We start from the raw sequence: 18,782 nt of genomic DNA on the forward strand, positions 1-18,782 counted from the left end.
AAATGGCAGGATGGAATTCTGATTTCCTCGTAGAACTACTTGATGCAGACTGGAATCCTCCTTGTAATAAAATAGATTCCAGTAAAAAATGATTGTAATGCGTCAGCCCTGGAATCCTATAGGAAATTAATTTTTTGACATCTGTGCTAAAGCTTTTCCACATCTGTGCTAAAGCTTTTTGACTAATATGGTAAAGCTTTTCGACAACTGTGGAAAAATAACTAAGTAACGATCTTTCGGTTGACAGGTTCCTAGACTGGAATTTCCGGATAGGTATGAATCTCGGATTTTATCCCTACCTTTGCAGCTCAGACTAAATCATTTTATAACATCAACAAAAAGACTTTATCATGAAAATCAGGCTATTTGCTTTATTCTGGGTGCTTTTTGCCACAACAGCTTTTGCTAAAACCAGAAAAGCTGTGTTTATCATCATCGACGGTGTTCCGGCGGATATGATTGAACGCTTGAATACCCCAGCTATCGACGAGATAGCAGCCCGCGGTTCGTTCGAAAGAGCTTATACAGGCGGTGAAGTTGGCGGTTATTCACAAACTCCCACGATTTCGGCTATTGGTTATACGAATTTGCTGACGGCTACTTGGCTGAACAAGCATAATGTGGGCGGTAATTCCAACCTGAAGCCGAATTATAATTACTGGACCATTTTCCGAATTGCCAAAGAGCAAAAGAAAGATTACAAAACAGCTATCTATTCGAGTTGGACAGATAACCGGACGGTCTTGCTGGGAGAAGGAAAACCTGAAACAGGAAACCTGAAGATTGACTACGTATGCGACGGATATGACCTCGATACCAAGCGTTTCCCCAAGAAGGAAAAAGAGCTGCATATCTTCGATATCGATGAATTCGTTACCAAACAGGCCGCACAAGGTATCAAGAATGATGCGCCCGACTTAAGTTGGGTTTATCTGTGGTACACGGATGATGCCGGACACATTGAAGGTAACGGTAAGTTTTTCGATGAATATACTTTGAAAGCCGACCAGCAGATTGCCCAAATCTGGGAAGCCGTTAAGTACCGGGAAGCCAATTTTGATGAAGAATGGATGGTGGTTGTTACAACCGACCACGGACGTTCTGAAAACGGTCATGATCATGGCGGACAATCGGAACGGGAAAGAACAACTTGGATCTCGACCAACCAGCCGGTAAACCGTCATTTCCATAACGGACAATTGGCCATTACCGATATCACTCCATCAATTTGCCGCTTTATGGGTTTTGAAGTACCGCAATCGGTGTTATGGGAACAAGACGGTATGCCGTTTATCGGTCCGGTAGATATCGCCAACATGAAGACTTCTCCGTATGATGAAGATATTATCCTCTCATGGGATTGCTTGAATCCAAATGCCGAAGTAACGGTTTATGCCGCAACCGACAACTTATATAAGACCGGTGGCAAAGATGAATGGATCAAATTAGGTACAGTACCGGCATCCTACCGGAGTTATCAGGTAAAAAGCGGACAATTGCCGGCGTCTAAGTTCTACAAATTCGTACTACAAACACCTAATAATCATCTGAATCGTTGGGTACAACGATAACAATATTCCCGGTTCATCATCACAGGATGGTGTTCCGGGAACTATTTGGGATAAAAAATCCACTTTTTTCACCACATTTTTTACATATCCATTCTTTTTTAAAGAGAAAACTGTATATTTGAAATCTAAAGTAATCTATTTGAAACGCCATTCGGAGCAAAACATCGAGAACCATGAAGGGAAGATATTATACATATATAATAGCCGCCGTTTTAGCACTACTTTTTTTGGCGAATTGCGGGAAAAAAACTTCAATAAAAACAGAAGGGAAAATCACGCTGCTTGTTGATTCCTTAGAAGAAAAAGCCAATGGTTATTTGTTCTCAGAACCATTAAAATCATGTCAGCTTTTAAAAGAGGCCCTACAACAGGATCTGGATAAGTCCAGGCAAGCCGAAATAGAGACATTGCTGGCGAAAGCTTTTTTCCTTTCGTCCCAATATGATTCAGTGACGTTTTATGGCCAAAAAGTAATCAGTTATTGCCAGGAACAAGACCTATCTGACGTCCGAATCCAAAGGCTATTGATGGAGAATTACAACATATTGGGCAACAAGTTCGGACGTGTCAGCGACAACTCGCAGGCAATCCATTATTATCTGGAAGCCTTTGAGCATTGCAAACGAAGTGACAAGCAACGCTCCCTGCCTGATATATGTACCAATATTGCCGATACCTATATACGAACAGGCGACTTTGTCAACGGTGTCAAGTTCTATCGTACCGCCTTGCATTATGCCGATTCTTTGAAGTTACCCCAAGAAGACCTTTCTTTTATTTATCACGGTTTGGGTCATGCCTACACCGAACTGCATGATTACGAACTTGCCGATAAGTTTTACCGGCAAACCGAAGCCTTTTTGGGACAAATGGATATCCACGAAAAGTTTGTTTATCTCAACAATCGCGGACTATACTATTATACGATCAAAGATTATCCCAACTCTATGAAATACCACAAGCAGGCATTTATTACGGTAAAAGACAGTCCGGATTACCTGTTCGAACAAAACCTGTCAAAAACGAATCTGGCTGAATTGTACTTACTGAATAACCAACCAGATTCTGCCCAAATCTTTTTAGAAGAAGCCCGAGACTTTTTCCTTTCCATCAAACAGACATCGGCGTTATCGTATATTCAGACACAAGAGCTGGCATTAGCTATCTCGCAAAAGGCCTGGGATAAAGCCAAAGTCATCATTCAAAATATGAATGAAGAAAACATAGAACCCAGTTTGATGCTGATCCGAAAGAAATATCAGGAGCAATACTATACGCAGACCAATCAGTATAAGGAAGCCTATGATGTATTGGGAGATTGGATACGGCTCGACGACTCTTTGCGCAATGAACAAGTAAAAATGCGTGTGGCTGAAATCGGTATGCGTTACCGGCAAGATACAAAGCTCATGAAACAAGCCATCGTCATTGAGCAACAGCAGGATCACATGCATATCCTGCAACTTACCTCCTATCTTGGAATCAGTTTATGTCTGATTCTTATCATTCTGGCAATCTTTTTCTTCCTGTACTATAAGAAGCAAAAGGCATTGATCTCAATGCAACAGAAGAACAAAATAACTGAACTGAAAATGGAAAATATCCGGAATCGTATTTCGCCTCATTTCATTTTCAACGTACTCAACCGTTCGATCAATTACAACGAACTCAGCTTCAAGAAGGAAGAAGTTTCCGAATTGGTCAAGCTGCTCCGACAAAACCTGTCTTTGACAGAACAACTCTATATCAGTCTGGAAGAAGAACTGAACTTTGTCAAAACGTATGTCCACCTGGAATCAAAACGGTTTGACGATTTCATCTTCCAGATTCATACAGATCCACAAGTTCATACCGGGCAAGTATTTATTCCGTCCATGTTTATCCAGATACCAGTTGAAAATGCAATCAAGCATGGACTGAGACAAAAGGAAGGAGAAAAAAGACTTTCCATCTTCATCCAGAAAGAAGAAGCAAGTACGATCATCCGGATTCAGGACAACGGAGGAGGCTTCAGTGCTCCACGGAGTAATACCGACAATACGGGCCTCGGACTAAAAATCATCACGCAAACAATTTGTCTGCTGAATGAAAACAATAAAGTGAAACTGGATTTATCCATCCACAACATAACAACCGAAACAGGAGAAACCGGATCGGAAGTCCAATTGATCATTCCCGACAATTATTCCTATCAGTTGCTGGATAAAAAATCAAACGGTTAACAACTTTTTTCGGATGATTAGTCCTGAATTGGGAACAAATAGTCTTTTTTCAGTCAAATGAGAGGAATAAATTAAAAACACAACGTTTATCTTTGTTCACAAACCAAGCAGATTAAACGGATAATGAAAAGAATATATAATGTAGTAATTATAGACGACGATCAGGCATCCATTGACAATCTCGTGGCTTGCCTAAACAGTTTCCAGATGCTCGAAATAGCCGGAACGGCTCGTAACGGACATCTGGGTAAGAAAATCATCGCTAAAAACAAACCCGATTTATTATTCCTAGACATGGAACTAACCGACATGAGCGGAATCGACATGTTCAATGAAATCAAAAATGAAATTGATTGGAGTATGCGGGTCATCATATATTCCGCACACGACAAATACATGTTGCAAGCGTTCCGCGAAGTTGCTTTCGATTACTTGTTGAAACCAATTGATCCATTGGAACTGGAAACAATCATTAGTCGGACGCTGGAAGACATCAACAGCGAGCTAATCCCTGTTGCACCGCCATATATCCAGTTGCGTAGTCTGTCTAAAGACCATAAGGCTTTCATTATTGCAACACCAACCAACGATTTACAGGTATTTCATACCGAAGACATCGGGTATTTCAAATACAACCAAGAACGTAAGTTATGGGAAGTCTATCCCTGTAACCAGTCTCCTATTGCCTTGAGAAGAAATACGACAGCCGAGTATATTCTGAAAAGTTCGCCGGAATTTGTCCAAATACATCAGTCTTGTATCATCAACATCAATTATCTCGGCACCATCAAGGAAAAACGTTGTGTATTATACCCACCGTTCGACCAGGCAAATGATTTGATCATCTCTAACATTTTCCACAAGAAGTTGCTAAAAATATTCCAGCAATTCTAAGAAAGGAATGCCACAAAAACAGGAAGACGGTAAACAACCAACTGAAATCTGCGCACTTAAAGAAAAAAAGAAGAAAGAAGATTTGCAGTATCAGAAAAAGTTAGTACTTTTGCACCGCGAAAAATATTAACAACATTATTAAAACAGTATTGTATGAATAATTACGAAACCGTTTTCATTTTAACTCCCGTTTTGTCTGATGCACAGATGAAGGAAGCGGTAGAAAAATTCACAGGTATCCTGAAAGAACAGGGTGCAGAAATCGTGAATGAGGAAAACTGGGGCTTGCGCAAGTTAGCTTATCCTATCGACAAGAAATCAACTGGTTTCTATCAGCTGATCGAATTCAAAGCAAAACCGGAAACCATCGAAACTTTGGAAGTAAACTTCCGTCGTGATGAACGTGTACTCCGTTTCTTGACTTTCCGTCAGGACAAATATGCAGCAGAATATGCAGCAAAGAGAAGAAATTTGAAATCATCTAAAGAAACAGTAAAGGAGAATTAATTATGGCAGCAACTCAATCAGAAATCAGATATTTGACTCCGCCTTCAGTTGACGTGAAGAAGAAAAAATATTGCCGTTTCAAAAAGAACGGTATTAAGTATATCGACTACAAAGATCCTGAATTCTTGAAGAAATTCTTGAACGAACAGGGTAAAATCTTACCTCGTCGTATTACAGGTACTTCTTTGAAGTTCCAGCGTCGTGTTGCGCAGGCTGTTAAGCGTGCTCGTCACTTGGCTTTGCTTCCATACGTAACAGATTTGATGAAATAATTAAAAAAGAGGAGACAGAATATGCAAGTTATTTTGAAAGAAGATGTAATCAATTTAGGTTACAAAGACGATATCGTAACAGTTAAGTCTGGTTACGGACGTAACTTTCTAATCCCCACGGGTAAAGCAGTTATCGCATCAGAATCTGCTAAGAAAGTATTGGCTGAAAACTTGAAGCAGCGTGCTCACAAGTTGGCTAAAATTAAGGCTGATGCTGAAGAATTGGCTGCTAAGCTGAAAGATGTTAAACTGACTATCGGTGCTAAGACTAGCTCTACTGGTACAATCTTCGGTTCTGTTAACAACATCCAGGTTGCTGAAGAATTGGCTAAGTTAGGTTATGAAGTAGATCGTAAGATCATCTACATCAAAGAAGCTGTAAAAGAAGTTGGCGACTACAAAGCAACTATCAAATTACACAAGGAAGTTTCTGTTGAAGTTCCTTTCACTGTAGTTTCTGAATAATAAATACTTTTCAGTATAAACACTGTATAAGGAAAGTTCCTTTTATACAGAAAGGATAAAAAGGTGTGTCAAAACAGGCACACCTTTTTCATTTTTATTAGATTTATTACTTTCAACGATGAATAAGACTATTTTGATTAACCAAAATCCAATTGATTATTTTGTGCTACACTTACTTTTTTTATCTTTGTCTATAAGTTAACTATTAACCGTTAAAACCCAATATATTCATGGACAATAAATTTCTACAACGCTATTTGGGCTTTGATCCAAAGACAATGAATTTGAAGACCGAAGTCATTGCCGGAATTACCACATTCCTGACAATGAGTTATATTCTTGCCGTTAATCCTGATATCTTGAGTGCGGCATCAATGGATAAAGGGGCCGTCTTTACGGCAACAGCTTTGTCTTCGGCTTTGGCCACTATTCTGTTGGCTTTTTTGGCAAAGTTACCATTAGCTCAGGCTCCAGGCATGGGAATTAATGCCTTCTTTGCTTATACATTGGTTCAAGGTATGGGCTACAGTTGGCAAACAGCTTTGACTGTTGTACTTATTGAAGGTATCATTTTTGTATTGCTTACGCTATTTAATATTCGAGATAAAATTGTTGATTGCATTCCGTTGAACTTACGATATGCCATATCTGTTGGGATTGGAATGTTTATTGCTTTTCTAGGATTGAAGAATGTAGGGATAATTGTACATAATGATGCTACGTTGGTAGCATTGGGTTCCTTTACTCCAGCAGCTCTTATTGGTATATTGGGAATCATCCTGAGTGGCGTACTTTGCTATTGGAATGTCAAAGGCGCACTGTTTATCGGGATTATTCTTACTACATTGATTGGTATTCCTTTTGGGATAACGAACTTGCCAGAAGGATTCACTATTATTTCGAAACCACAGTCAATATCACCAACATTCTTTCAGTTTGATTTCGCTTCGCTTTGGGATTTCGACTTGATAGTTGTAACACTGATTCTGGTTTTTATGGACTTGTTCAATACAATAGGAACCTTGGTGGGAGCAGCTAACCAAGCAGGAATGGTCACAAAAGAAGGTAACATTCCCCATATGAAAGAAGCATTACTGTCTGATGCAATAGGAACTTGTATTGGCGCGGTTTGCGGAACATCTACCGTTCGACCTTCGTGGAAAGTTCGGCAGGAATTGCCGAAGGTGGACGTTCGGGAGTTACATCTTTAGTAACTGGTTTGTTGTTTGTGTTGGCATTATTCTTCTCTCCTTTATTCCTCATAATACCTAGCGCAGCTACGACCGGAGCATTGTTCCTGGTGGGTGTATTTATGATGAATGGATTAAAGGATATTGAACTTAATGATATTACGGAGAGTTTGCCTGCTTTAGTTACCATTTTGTCGATGGTCCTGACTTATTCGATTGCAGAAGGTATTGTGTTGGGAATGTTGGCATATAGCATGATGAAGATATGTACAGGCCGTTTCAAAGATATGCATCCGACACTCTATGTACTGACTATTTTGTTTATACTAAAATATATTTATGACTGATGGATCTTTAAAGAATTTTCACGATCCTGATGATTTCAAGGTCTGCATTTAAGATGTTAGCAAATTATGACATATTTTTATTCATGAGAAGATCATCCCTATTCCGGTTGTTTTCTATGGGTTTGATTGCAGTATTATGGCTGGTGAGCTGTGATTCCGCTCCACACCACTCATATGTGATAGGGATTTCTCAATGCATGACCGATGATGAATGGCGGGAAACCATGATACAGGAAGTGATGATTGAAGCGGCAAATTATGACTCCCTGAAGATTGAAATAAGAGATGCACACAGCAACAGCGAGGAACAGATTCATCAGATACATGAACTCATTGATCGTGGAGTAGATATCCTTGTAGTCTCACCTTTCGAATCAGAACCGCTTGTCGAGGTAGTTGAAAAGGCATATCGAGCCGGAATACCTACTATCATTACAGACCGTCGTGTCAATACAGACTGTTATACAACCTTCATCGGTGCAGACAACCAGAAAATAGGAGAACTTGCCGGACAGTTCGCCGCATCCAATCTGCCGAAAGGAGGAAAAATTCTGGAGATTTGGGGATTGCCGGGTTCTTCTCCAGCTATGGAACGACACAGAGGTTTTGTATCTTCTTTGGCAAAGAGAAAAGATATAGTATGCGACTCCGTTCACGGTAATTGGCTTTATGACGATACACGAAAGGCATTGTTAGCATACGATTCGTTGAATGGCATTGATATCATTTATGCCCACAATGATATAATGGCAATTGCAGCCCGTGAAGTAATGCAGGGAAAGAAAATATCTCGCCCTATCATGGTGATGGGTGTAGATGCCGTTACCAACACCGGACTTAAAGCCTTACAGGAAGGACAGATTGATGTGTCATTCTTGTATCCTACAGGTGGAGAGCAGGTAATACGTACAGCCATACAGATTCTACGAGGTGAATCCGTTCCTAAAGAAATTCCCCTTTACACAACAACCGTAGACAAGAACGCCGCACAAACCTTATTGCTTCAGAATCATCAGCGAAGAAATTACCAAAAAAGAATTATGGAGCAGCGCGACAAAAGTAATCAGCTGCTCAGTAAATACGAATTTCTCCAAAATTCTTTGTGGATTATTTCCCTTTTGACTGTTTGCTCTGCCATCTCACTCATTTATGTATATCTTATGAACAACAAGATAATACGTATAAATCGCGAACTTCTGACTAGAAACGAAAAAGAAGAAGAACAAAACCGAAAGCTAATATCGCTGAATGCAGAAATAAAAGAAGTCACAGCTCAAAAGCTACGGCTTTTCACCGATGTTTCCCACGAAGTGCGTACACCTTTGACGCTCATTTTATCTCCGATAGAGCAATTGCAATCCAAAACAGAAGGAACAGCCTATGAAAATGATATAAAGTTGATCTATCGGAATGCTTCACGTCTGCTGAGAGTGATCAACCAAGTTTTGGATTTCCAACGTCTGGAAAGTGGAGCAGACGAAAAGTGGCATTTTGTTCCAGTCAACCTTACTACATTCCTGCAGGATATAAAAGGTTATTTCGATGGAATGGCTTCCATACGTCATATTACTTACAACTTTGTTTGTCCGGAAGAGAAATGCGAAGCATTTATAGATCGTGACAAAATGGAGAAAGTTATTGTTAATTTATTGTCGAATGCTTTCAAGTTTACACCAGAATATGGAAGCATAACTTTAGGACTCACCGTGGACAACGGTTTTATCATTACGGTTGAGGACACAGGCAAAGGTATAGAAACAGAGCGTCTGGATTCTATTTTCGAGCGTTTCCACACCGGAGATAGCAGAAGTGGAAGCGGAATAGGTCTTTATCTGGTAAAAGAATATGTAAACAGGCATTGCGGAAATATAAATGTAGAAAGCGAACCGGGAGTGAAAACCCGCTTCACTATTAGCCTGCAAAAAGGAAATGCACATCTCAATCAGGAGGAAATAGAAACAGATAGTGCTTCACAACTGACAACCGAGGTCCTATCGCTTGATTCAGCCGAAGCTAACCGTATTCTATCTTCTATTTACGAAGAGAAAATACTTATTGTCGATGATGAAGATGAGGTTCGTGATTTTCTGAAAAAGGTGTTGTCAACAAATTTCAAGGTAGCAACAGCATGTAATGGCAAAGAGGCTCTGTCGGTTTTGTCTTCAGAGAATATATCACTTGTGCTAAGCGACGTAATGATGCCTGATATAAACGGCTTCGAATTATGTCACCGCATAAAAAAGGATGAGTCAACTGCGCATATTCCAGTCTTGTTGCTCACCGCGCTTACCGACATCAAACAACAGATTCACGGAATATCGGAAGGTGCTGATGGATATATTCAGAAACCTTTCCATATAAATTATCTGAAAGTACGCATAGCTTCACTCATTGAGGAAAGAAGAAAATGGAAAAAGAATTTCGAGAATTTAGTAAAGTCGCAGCAAAAAGAAGACAAACGTCCAGATGATATGCTTACGGCAGATGAATTGTTTTTGCGTCAATATATGCAGAAACTCGAGGACTTTTATTCTGATTCCGATTTTGGTGTGGAGAAACTGAGTGATGAACTAGCCTTGTCCCGAGGTCATCTCTACCGCAGAGTGAAGGAACTTACAGGACTTTCGCCAATCGAGTCATTGAGGAATTATCGCCTGGAAAAAGCAGTAGAACTGTTGCAGCAGAACAAATATACAATAAGTGAAATTGCGTATAATTGTGGATTCTCTTCTCCGGCTTATTTCACCAAATGCTTCAGAATGGTATATGGAAAAACACCTACTGAAATGCAAAGCCTCTAAATCTTTATATGCATAAGCCTGATTATCAGCCTTTATTTATAATGATACAAATGTTATATCTTTTGTTTCATTTGTTATAGCGATTGAATTTTACTGCTAATATATTTGTACCAACTAAATCTTAATATCATCGATTATGGTACGAATTTCAAATTATGGACTTTTAAGCCTGTTGGCACTTTGTTTAGTTTCATCTTGTACTTCGTCAGATAAAACCACTTATAAGGTAGATTGGTTATCTGATAATACTGCTGTTATTTCTATTGATAAACCTACGAAATATATAGTACTACCAGTAGAAGAGAATGCCAGTGAAACCAAAGTATGCCTGCTTGGAGAAGAAACTGGAGAGGTAGATATGGATATTCGTTTGGCACGAAATAAAGTTGACTATTGTGTTCCCTTCGAACTTCCTCAAGGTAAAGATGTGACATTGCGTATAAGTAATATTGATAAAGAATGTATAACTTGGAGCGAGATTAGCTTTAGCGATACATTTAATATAGATAATGTCGAACCTTTCCGTCCGGTATATCACTTTACACCTTCCTATGGCTGGATGAACGATCCTAACGGAATGGTTTATAAAGACGGCGAGTATCATCTGTTCTATCAGTATAATCCTTATGGCTCTATGTGGGGAAATATGCACTGGGGACATACGGTGAGCCGCGACCTTGTGAACTGGGAACAACAGCCTGTGGCTCTGGCCCGCGACACAATGGGACATATCTTTTCCGGAAGTTCAGTAGTAGATAAGAACAATACCGCAGGATTCGGAGAAGGAGCCATTGTTGCTTTCTATACCTCAGCCAGTGATAAGAACGGACAGATACAATGTCTTGCCTATAGTACTGACAATGGAAGGACTTTTACTAAATACCAGAATAATCCTATTCTTACTCCCTTCGACGGTTTACGAGATTTCCGCGATCCGAAGGTATTCTGGTATGAACCACAGCAGAAATGGGTGATGATAGTTTCTGCAGACAAGGAGATGCGTTTCTATTCTTCTCCTAACTTGAAAGACTGGACTTATATGAGTAGTTTCGGTGAAGGTTATGGAATACAACCGAACCAATTTGAATGTCCAGACTTCTTTGAATTGCCTGTTGACGGTAATCCGGACAAGAAGAAATGGGTAATGATTGTGAATGTTAATCCCGGATGTATGTTTGGAGGTTCAGCAACCGAATATTTTGTCGGAGATTTTGACGGGACAAAGTTCACTTGCGACACACCAAAAGATGTAACAAAATGGATGGATTGGGGAAAAGACCATTATGCAACAGTTACATTCTCAAATACCGGTGACCGTGTGATAGCAATGCCGTGGATGTCGAACTGGCAATATGCCAACGTTGTGCCAACAAAGCAATTCCGCAGTGCACAAGGTTTACCTCGTGAATTGAGCCTTTATTCAGAAGATGGTCATATTTATATGGCTTCGACTCCTGTTGAAGAATTGTCTACATTGAGAAACGGGACTTCAAACAAACTAGAACCGTTTAAAGTTGATGGTAAACATGATGCAGGCGAGTTGATTGACGGTAACAAAGGGACATACGAACTTAATGTTTCCATCAACCCATTGAATGCGAAGAAAGCCGGATTTACTTTGAAGAATTCCAAAGGTGAGAATGTGAAAATATATCTTGATCTTGCTGACAAAAAACTTGTTATGGACAGGGTAAACAGTGGCTTGGTGGACTTTGGCGAAAAGAGTGCTCCTCATGCAAAAGAGAATCATGATAACAGAAAGACTAATGCGATCAATTATGTAAATGATTTTGCTTTGGCAACATGGGGAAAACTTCCGACTGACAAGAAATTTGATTTCAGAATATTTGTTGACAAATGCTCTGTTGAGATATTCCTGAATGGCGGAAAGGTAGCTATGACCAATCTTGTTTTCCCGACAGAACCATATACTCAATGGGAATTTTTCGGTGAAGGAGGAACATTTGAAGTTGAAGCCGCAGAGGTTTACGGAATCTAAGTGTATTGAAAATGACAAAAAATAAAATCTGAATATATATGGAAAATAAAAAACCTGTAATCGTAGGAATAGGCGAACTTCTATGGGATGTTCTGCCTACAGGAAAAAGAGCCGGTGGTGCTCCTGTAAACTTTGTTTATCATGCAACTCAGCTGGGAGCTGAAGGTTATGCAATCAGTGCTGTTGGCAATGACCTGGCAGGAACAGAAATCCTTCAGGAACTTGATAAAAACGGTATCGGCCATTGCATAGCAACAGTTGATTATCCGACGGGAACTGTACTTGTAGAACTCAACAACGGTATCCCGACATATAACATTGTGAAAGGCGTTGCCTGGGATCATATTCTTCTGACAGAGGAAGCCATTCATATCGTGAAGAAAGCAGATGCAGTTTGTTTCGGAACCTTGGCCCAGCGCAGTCCGGAATCAAGAAAAACCCTGAATACATTGCTTTCTTATACTTCTGAATCGGCTTTACGTTTCTTTGATATTAACATTCGTCAGAAATATTATTCCGAAGAATTGATAAAAGACTTGCTTCAACAGGCGAATGTATTTAAACTGAATGACGAAGAACTGGAGATGTTCCGCCCGATGTTCAAGCTTGAAGGAGATGAAGATACATGCTGCCGTCGCATCATGCAAGAATACAACTTGAAGTATTTGGTTCTGACTGCCGGAAGCCGCTATAGTACAATTTATTCAGAGAACGAGAAATCAACAATCAACACACCGAAAGTGAAGGTTGCCGATACGGTTGGTGCAGGCGATTCCTTCTCAGGAGCCTTTGTTTGTTCTATCTTGTCTGGAAAATCATTGAAAGATGCTCATCAGACAGCTGTCGAGACAGCAGCTTTTGTCTGTACCCAAGATGGAGCTTGGCCTGTTTACCCTAAAAAATAAATAACGTCATGAGTACAAAACAAAAAAGTATGATCTGGATGCTGATCCCGGTGATGTTCTCCTTCTTTACGATGGGGTTTGTTGATTTGGTCGGCATCGCAACGAATTATGTTAAAGCGGACTTCCAATTATCAGATACCTTGGCGAATCTGTTGCCATCCATGGTATTCTTCTGGTTTCTGATATTCTCTGTTCCGACCGGTATGCTGATGAACAAGATTGGTCAGCGGAAAACGGTTTTACTCAGTATTGTAGTGACAGTAGCAGCCCTTTTATTGCCCTTGCTCAACTATTCGTTTGCCAGCATGTTGATTTCCTTCTCGCTACTAGGCATCGGAAATACACTGATGCAAGTATCTCTGAATCCTCTCTTGTCGAATATCGTCAGCGGGAATCGTTTGGCCAGTACCTTGACCTTAGGACAGTTTGTCAAGGCGATTGCCTCATTCCTGGCTCCTATCATCGCCGGTTGGGCAGCCGTATCGTGGGGAAATTGGAAACTGTTATTCCTCATCTTTTTGGTTATTGCTGTTATCGCTTGCGTCCTGCTGGGTATGACACACATCGATGAAAGTTCGTCTGTAGAGACCAAGAGTTCTACCTTCGGTGAATGTTTTGCCTTACTGGCAGATAAGGTGGTTCTGATCTCTTTCTTAGGTATCATTTGCCATGTAGGTATAGATGTCGGATTGAATCTGACAGCACCCAAGTTATTAATGGAACGTCTGGACATGACTCTTACCGGTGCCGGACTTGCCACCAGTGTATATTTCCTGTTCAGAACCATCGGCTGTTTCAGTGGCGCCTTCCTTCTCGCTTACTTTCCCATGAAGAAAGTATTCACTGTCAGTGTTCTGATGATGGTAGCAGCCATGATCGGATTGTTTACGATGCAATCGTTAGCCGCCCACTATGTCTGCATTGCCCTGGTTGGTTTAGGCAACTCCAACATCTTCTCCATGCTATTTACCCGTGCATTATTACACTTGCCTAACCGTAAGAATGAAGTATCCGGTTTGATGATCATGGGTTTGTTTGGAGGAACAATCTTCCCGCTCTTCATGGGCATCGTATCCGATTGGATGCAATCACAGATAGGAGCCGTTGCCGTTATGAGTATCGGCGTTCTTTATCTGCTCTCTATCATACCGGCTATCCGGAAGGACTGATCTGAAATAAGACAAAACAAGAAACCCGCCATCCGATTCACTTTCACACATGAAAGGATTGTATGGCGGGTTATTTTTATTTCCATTCATTACTCCTCGCCGGCTTCTTTGCCTAAAAGAGTAAAAAACAAAAGAAAGTGATCTTATTCGTTTTCCAACAGACGGATCATATCAAAGTAATAACCTTCGGCTATTTCCACACCCTTTTCTACATTGCCCGTTGCGATATCATATATATAGATACAAGGATTGGCATCTTGGGTATTCACGCCGATATAGGCCTTTCCGTCTACAATCACCGAACGCTGCGCGAAACGGCCGGCGCTATAAGGGATTTCCGCACCCTGATAACTCAAACGGCTTCTCTCACCAGTAGACAGATCTATTATCGTATAGTAATGGCTGAAATCATCTATATCCGTTCCAGCCGCATCATTACGCGCATAAGCCAAAGCCTTCCCGTTACCCAGATTCTGGATGGTAAGCAATTTGCCGTCAGCATTCGGATATCCCTCGTAACTGGCATCAAAATCTGTCTCACCCTTTTTAATACGAAGCAAATGACCTTTCTCTATATCATCTTCATCGGAAAATGCAGCCAGATACAAGTCGCCGTCCTGATACAAGACGATGCTTTGCAATAATTCACCGTATGCACTGCCAGCCATCTCATGCGCCAAGCTGTTCACCTTATTGCTCTCGACGGCCATAGTGGAAGGATTAATAACAGCCGTCAGGAAATTGGACGTAGCCTTTCCATATCGTCCCGACTTATCTTTGGCAAAATAGAAATAGAACAATTTCCCGGCAGACTCGTTGTACGTCAGTATTCCAGATGCATTGAATACCTTGGCATCTTCGGGAAGAGGCAGATCCAATGTTCCTTCCCCAACAATGTGCATATCGTCGGTGTTCAGCTTGGTCCATATAATCTTATCGGCATCACCGTTGGCCGCCATGATAAGCAGAATGTTATCGTCCAGCCATGCATGAGTATAGCTTCGTACCTTATAGGTATTCTCCACAAAAGGCTGTTCCTGAATGACCTTTACCGAGTTATCCACCACCTGCAATTTAGTGAAACGGTCGTTCGATGTAGGAACCTGATAATAATATTTGCCTTTCACGATGGACTCCATAGAATAGGTCACGTCTTCCGAGCGGAATTCCACACCATCATTCCGTATATCGATCATCGGCTGTCCGGCGTCTAATGAACTGACACTTTTAACAATGGTTCCGTCACCACGGTTCATGCCACCATGCTGGCCGATCGTCATAAAGATATCAAAATGATAGCTCGAAGCTTCAACCTGCCCGTTATTGTCGTTTCCATTATCGGGCACCGGATCCTCATCATCCGAACAAGCACTAAATGTCATTAGTGCAGCAGCAAACAAGTAGAATGCAGATTTCAATTTTTTCATTTTCAACATGCTTTTAATATTAATGTATAATTCAATGATTACTCGATGAACAGCCGGAACTTGGCCATAAAAGCACGCCCGGGCTTCTGAAGCTTGTAGTTATCATAAGCCAACTTATCGAGGAAGTTGGTACATTCCACAGACACGTTGTAGCGACCGTTATGCCAGGAATAGGTGATATCAGCATCACAGATGTGCTGTGTAGGAATTTTTGCCTTACTCTCACGTGCTCCATAAGCCTCCCAAGTAAGAAAATACCAATGCACCCACTGATAATCCATGCCAATACGCAAACGGCTGTTGTGCAAGAACACGTCATGGAACGTGTACGAGGCCCCGGAACTACTGAACAGCCAGGGACGGTTCGGAACACGGTTCATATAGGTGGCCGAGGGTTTCCCGTCGTCCTTCAGCTTGCGCTGGTCACGGGCGTCCTGATAGCTGACATTGGCCGAAAGCTGAAGCCTGCCGTCAAAATCATAGCGGACTTCCCCTTCCATCCCCTTGATATTGACCGCCGGAACATTCTCATATTGCATCATTCCTTCTTTTTCAGAAACAGTAGCCTGAATATAATCGTCCACAAACCGGAGGAAACCGTTCAGTTCATATGAAAGAGTATGCGCACCGGCGGGATGCCACGTACCGAACAAACCGAGGTTCACATTATCACTCTTTTCCGGTTTTAAGGCTACATTGGCATACACCGTCGTTCCGTTGCCTAATAATTCGCGGGCTAATGGAAGGCGTACACTATGTTCGAAGGAAGCCTTGACAGCCAGCGGCCGGAAAAAATTGTAGCGCAGTCCGGCTCCATATCCAGGATAACTTTTGGTACTGGAACCCTTTACTTCATCTGAACCGGTCTGCCAATACAGATCGGTCTGGCGGATATTCAGGTGGTTCACGTAATTCTTCACGAAAAAAGAATTTTCCATCCGTCCGTTCCAAAGCGACTGATGGTAAGCCAGTCCCACAATATGTTTGCAAAGCACGTCGTTAGCCGCTTCAAAATCGGTATCCAGTTCGTCATAGCGGTTGTTTCCGGTACGGTTCAACATATAATTCAGATTGATGCTATGAGATGCACTAAATGCATAGTCCAGATTACCCCGCACTACCGTAAACGGACGATTGTAATGGCGTATGGAACGCCCTCGCCCCGTGATCTCATTGCGTGAACTTTCTATGTAGTTTCCGTTCCAGTCGTATTTACGGTAAGCCGTATCGACTGTTACCGAATAGTCCCAAGTATGCGAGAACAAGGCATTGAACCGCAGCTGGTCCAGCAGGAAATGATCCTTCTGATAGCGTGCCGAAACATTCCAGGCATCACTCTGACGTTCAGCCATTCCATAAACCTTACTTTGCACGGATCCGGTCTGTAATTCTTTATCCACCTTTGAATACGATGCTGAAACAAAGAAAGCATCCGCCCACGACTTGTTCCGGAATCCGGCTTCCAGCTGTGTCAATACGGAGAAATAGCCATCGTGGAAACGCCGGCGGTCAGACGGCACGTATTTACGGCTGTCCTCATCCCAAACCTCCACTCCTTTCATCATATAGTCGTTCAGGGAATAACTGATTCCGACTGTAGGATGGACAATCAGACCGGTTCGCTTTTCCACGAACTGAGCGTTCAAGTCAGCCTTGTGGGTATGAAAAGAACCAACGCTGTAGGAAACATCCAGGTAATTCTTCTGCTCCTGGCGGGTAATGATATTGATGGCGCCTCCCAATGCATCAGTTCCCAGGCTGGCCGGAACCACACCCTTGTAAATCTCTACACGATCAATAATATTTACTGGCAGGTTGGAAAGCGAGACTCCGCTTCCCTTGATATCCAAAGGAACTCCGTCGATGAAATACCGGACGGAATTTCCCGACATACCGTTGATAGACAAGTCATAATCAGAACCTACGCCTCCTTCTTGGCGGATCTTCACGCCCGCGCTGTGGTCCACTAATGTCGTAAGATTGTTCAAGGAGTTGACTATAGGCTTCACGTCCAACGCATTGACAGAAAAAGCCCCTTCTCTTATTTTCTGTGAGTGGCTCTTCCCGTAGACATTAACCCCGTCCAAACTCACGGAACTCTCTTTCATCACAAAGTCTCTCGTCATATTCTGGTTCAGAACAATCGTCTTTTCCAGGGTTTCATACCCCAGAAATGAGAGAGACAAGGTATAAGTTCCTGATTCCAGGCGCAATGAGTATTTGCCATCGGCATCGCTATAAGTGCCCAAAGTTGTTCCCTTGACAGAAACAGTAACCTGTGGCATGGCACTACCGTCACGTGCCGTTATTTTCCCCGACAGGATAAAGTTATGCTGGGCAGCCGCTTCCAGACCGACAAACCACGAAGCCAACAGCAAAAACAGACAAAAAGAAAATTTCATCTTCATTTATTTCATTTCCTTAGTAACATCCTATATGCTTAGGGGGTAAAAGAAGAATGAAGTCTCTTTTTTATTGAAAGAAAAAAGATAGAAAATCAAATCTGATATTTTAATAGCCTTATTCCCCGAAAGCATCAAAACAAAACTGTCACTGGCAGGTCTTCTGACTTGTTCCGTTCCAAGAAGCCTTCCCATCCGGCATTCGGACAGTGGCATAGAGTTTCTTAGAAGCAAAAAAGGAACTCACAGCAGCGGGTCTGTTCCGGATTTACACCGGATTCCCTTTTCATCACCTAATCTTCGGAAAAAGAGCGGTGAACCAATAACGCAGGCAAAAGTAGAAAAAAAATATGAAATGTATTCATTTCGTGTTTAAAATTTATTTTAGCTGTAGAAAAGCCTGGATATTATAAGAAATCGTCGAGTATGTTTATTAAAGGCTATAAATTTCACGTATATTATTTGCTGACATTTCATCTACTTCATCCATAAAAAGATTGAATCCTAAAATCCGCAACTATCATCCAATACACGATTAAGGGTAGATTTATGAGTCGTTAGTAGCAGCTTTCAGTAAAAAGCAACAGCACAACATCAATATGTAGCCACCA

13 protein-coding genes, 1 pseudogene and 1 riboswitch are annotated in these 18,782 nt (G+C 41.5%); of the genes and pseudogenes, 12 read left to right on the forward strand and 2 right to left on the reverse strand.

The window, feature by feature from the left end:
• The first annotated feature begins 350 nt into the window (after positions 1-350).
• From MUN53_RS16595 to MUN53_RS16645, 12 genes and pseudogenes are all read left to right on the forward strand, one after another.
• The gene (locus tag MUN53_RS16595; protein WP_243326528.1) at positions 351-1,571 is read left to right on the forward strand and encodes an alkaline phosphatase family protein; all 1,221 of its coding nucleotides are present in this window, start codon (positions 351-353) and stop codon (positions 1,569-1,571) included.
• Between the two features lie 173 nt (positions 1,572-1,744).
• Positions 1,745-3,793: a tetratricopeptide repeat-containing sensor histidine kinase gene (locus MUN53_RS16600; RefSeq protein WP_243326529.1), complete on the forward strand. Its 2,049-nt coding sequence runs from the start codon at positions 1,745-1,747 to the stop codon at positions 3,791-3,793.
• 123 nt (positions 3,794-3,916) lie between these two features.
• Positions 3,917-4,687, forward strand: coding sequence for a LytR/AlgR family response regulator transcription factor (locus tag MUN53_RS16605; RefSeq protein ID WP_243326530.1), 771 nt, complete (start codon positions 3,917-3,919; stop codon positions 4,685-4,687).
• Between the two features lie 7 nt (positions 4,688-4,694).
• Positions 4,695-4,817: a hypothetical protein gene (locus MUN53_RS18320; RefSeq protein WP_262918249.1), complete on the forward strand. Its 123-nt coding sequence runs from the start codon at positions 4,695-4,697 to the stop codon at positions 4,815-4,817.
• A 23-nt stretch (positions 4,818-4,840) separates the two neighbouring features.
• On the forward strand, positions 4,841-5,194 hold the full coding sequence (rpsF, locus tag MUN53_RS16610; protein WP_022457185.1) for a 30S ribosomal protein S6: 354 nt from the start codon (positions 4,841-4,843) through the stop codon (positions 5,192-5,194).
• A 2-nt stretch (positions 5,195-5,196) separates the two neighbouring features.
• Positions 5,197-5,466 carry a 30S ribosomal protein S18 gene (rpsR, locus tag MUN53_RS16615; protein WP_005637107.1) on the forward strand — a complete coding sequence of 90 codons (270 nt, stop codon included), beginning with the start codon at positions 5,197-5,199 and terminating at the stop codon, positions 5,464-5,466.
• Between the two features lie 21 nt (positions 5,467-5,487).
• Positions 5,488-5,931, forward strand: a complete 444-nt coding sequence (rplI, locus tag MUN53_RS16620) for a 50S ribosomal protein L9 (RefSeq protein WP_022457187.1) — start codon at positions 5,488-5,490, stop codon at positions 5,929-5,931.
• Between the two features lie 230 nt (positions 5,932-6,161).
• Positions 6,162-7,468 (forward strand): annotated as a pseudogene (locus tag MUN53_RS16625) (NCS2 family permease).
• A 116-nt stretch (positions 7,469-7,584) separates the two neighbouring features.
• Positions 7,585-10,269, forward strand: coding sequence for a hybrid sensor histidine kinase/response regulator transcription factor (locus tag MUN53_RS16630; protein WP_394803098.1), 2,685 nt, complete (start codon positions 7,585-7,587; stop codon positions 10,267-10,269).
• A gap of 124 nt (positions 10,270-10,393) precedes the next feature.
• Positions 10,394-12,268 (forward strand): GH32 C-terminal domain-containing protein, encoded by a 1,875-nt coding sequence (locus MUN53_RS16635; RefSeq protein ID WP_394803099.1) that lies wholly within the window; start codon positions 10,394-10,396, stop codon positions 12,266-12,268.
• A 38-nt stretch (positions 12,269-12,306) separates the two neighbouring features.
• Positions 12,307-13,173, forward strand: a complete 867-nt coding sequence (locus tag MUN53_RS16640; protein ID WP_243326533.1) for a carbohydrate kinase family protein — start codon at positions 12,307-12,309, stop codon at positions 13,171-13,173.
• Between the two features lie 8 nt (positions 13,174-13,181).
• Positions 13,182-14,342 (forward strand): MFS transporter, encoded by a 1,161-nt coding sequence (locus MUN53_RS16645; protein ID WP_243326534.1) that lies wholly within the window; start codon positions 13,182-13,184, stop codon positions 14,340-14,342.
• 143 nt (positions 14,343-14,485) lie between these two features.
• On the opposite strand, the gene MUN53_RS16650 is transcribed toward MUN53_RS16645, so the two are convergent.
• Together MUN53_RS16650 and MUN53_RS16655 are read right to left on the reverse strand one after the other, a co-directional pair.
• On the reverse strand, positions 14,486-15,769 hold the full coding sequence (locus MUN53_RS16650; RefSeq protein ID WP_243326535.1) for a hypothetical protein: 1,284 nt from the start codon (positions 15,767-15,769) through the stop codon (positions 14,486-14,488).
• Between the two features lie 38 nt (positions 15,770-15,807).
• On the reverse strand, positions 15,808-18,171 hold the full coding sequence (locus MUN53_RS16655) for a TonB-dependent receptor (protein ID WP_243326536.1): 2,364 nt from the start codon (positions 18,169-18,171) through the stop codon (positions 15,808-15,810).
• A 136-nt stretch (positions 18,172-18,307) separates the two neighbouring features.
• Positions 18,308-18,510: riboswitch (cobalamin riboswitch) on the reverse strand.
• Between the last annotated feature and the right edge of the window lie 272 nt (positions 18,511-18,782).

The organism is Parabacteroides faecalis, from assembly GCF_022809355.1.
Lineage (GTDB): Bacteria > Bacteroidota > Bacteroidia > Bacteroidales > Tannerellaceae > Parabacteroides > Parabacteroides faecalis.

Bases quoted from the DNA above. Each gene is read 5' to 3' on its own strand.
- MUN53_RS16595 (WP_243326528.1), top strand. From the start codon at position 351: ATGAAAATCAGGCTATTTGCTTTATTCTGGGTGCTTTTTGCCACAACA.
- MUN53_RS18320 (WP_262918249.1), top strand. From the start codon at position 4,695: ATGCCACAAAAACAGGAAGACGGTAAACAACCAACTGAAATCTGCGCA.
- rpsF (WP_022457185.1), top strand. From the start codon at position 4,841: ATGAATAATTACGAAACCGTTTTCATTTTAACTCCCGTTTTGTCTGAT.
- MUN53_RS16640 (WP_243326533.1), top strand. From the start codon at position 12,307: ATGGAAAATAAAAAACCTGTAATCGTAGGAATAGGCGAACTTCTATGG.
- MUN53_RS16645 (WP_243326534.1), top strand. From the start codon at position 13,182: ATGAGTACAAAACAAAAAAGTATGATCTGGATGCTGATCCCGGTGATG.
- MUN53_RS16605 (WP_243326530.1), top strand. From the start codon at position 3,917: ATGAAAAGAATATATAATGTAGTAATTATAGACGACGATCAGGCATCC.
- MUN53_RS16600 (WP_243326529.1), top strand. From the start codon at position 1,745: ATGAAGGGAAGATATTATACATATATAATAGCCGCCGTTTTAGCACTA.
- MUN53_RS16630 (WP_394803098.1), top strand. From the start codon at position 7,585: ATGGGTTTGATTGCAGTATTATGGCTGGTGAGCTGTGATTCCGCTCCA.
- MUN53_RS16655 (WP_243326536.1), bottom strand. From the start codon at position 18,171: ATGAAATTTTCTTTTTGTCTGTTTTTGCTGTTGGCTTCGTGGTTTGTC.
- rpsR (WP_005637107.1), top strand. From the start codon at position 5,197: ATGGCAGCAACTCAATCAGAAATCAGATATTTGACTCCGCCTTCAGTT.
- rplI (WP_022457187.1), top strand. From the start codon at position 5,488: ATGCAAGTTATTTTGAAAGAAGATGTAATCAATTTAGGTTACAAAGAC.
- MUN53_RS16650 (WP_243326535.1), bottom strand. From the start codon at position 15,769: ATGAAAAAATTGAAATCTGCATTCTACTTGTTTGCTGCTGCACTAATG.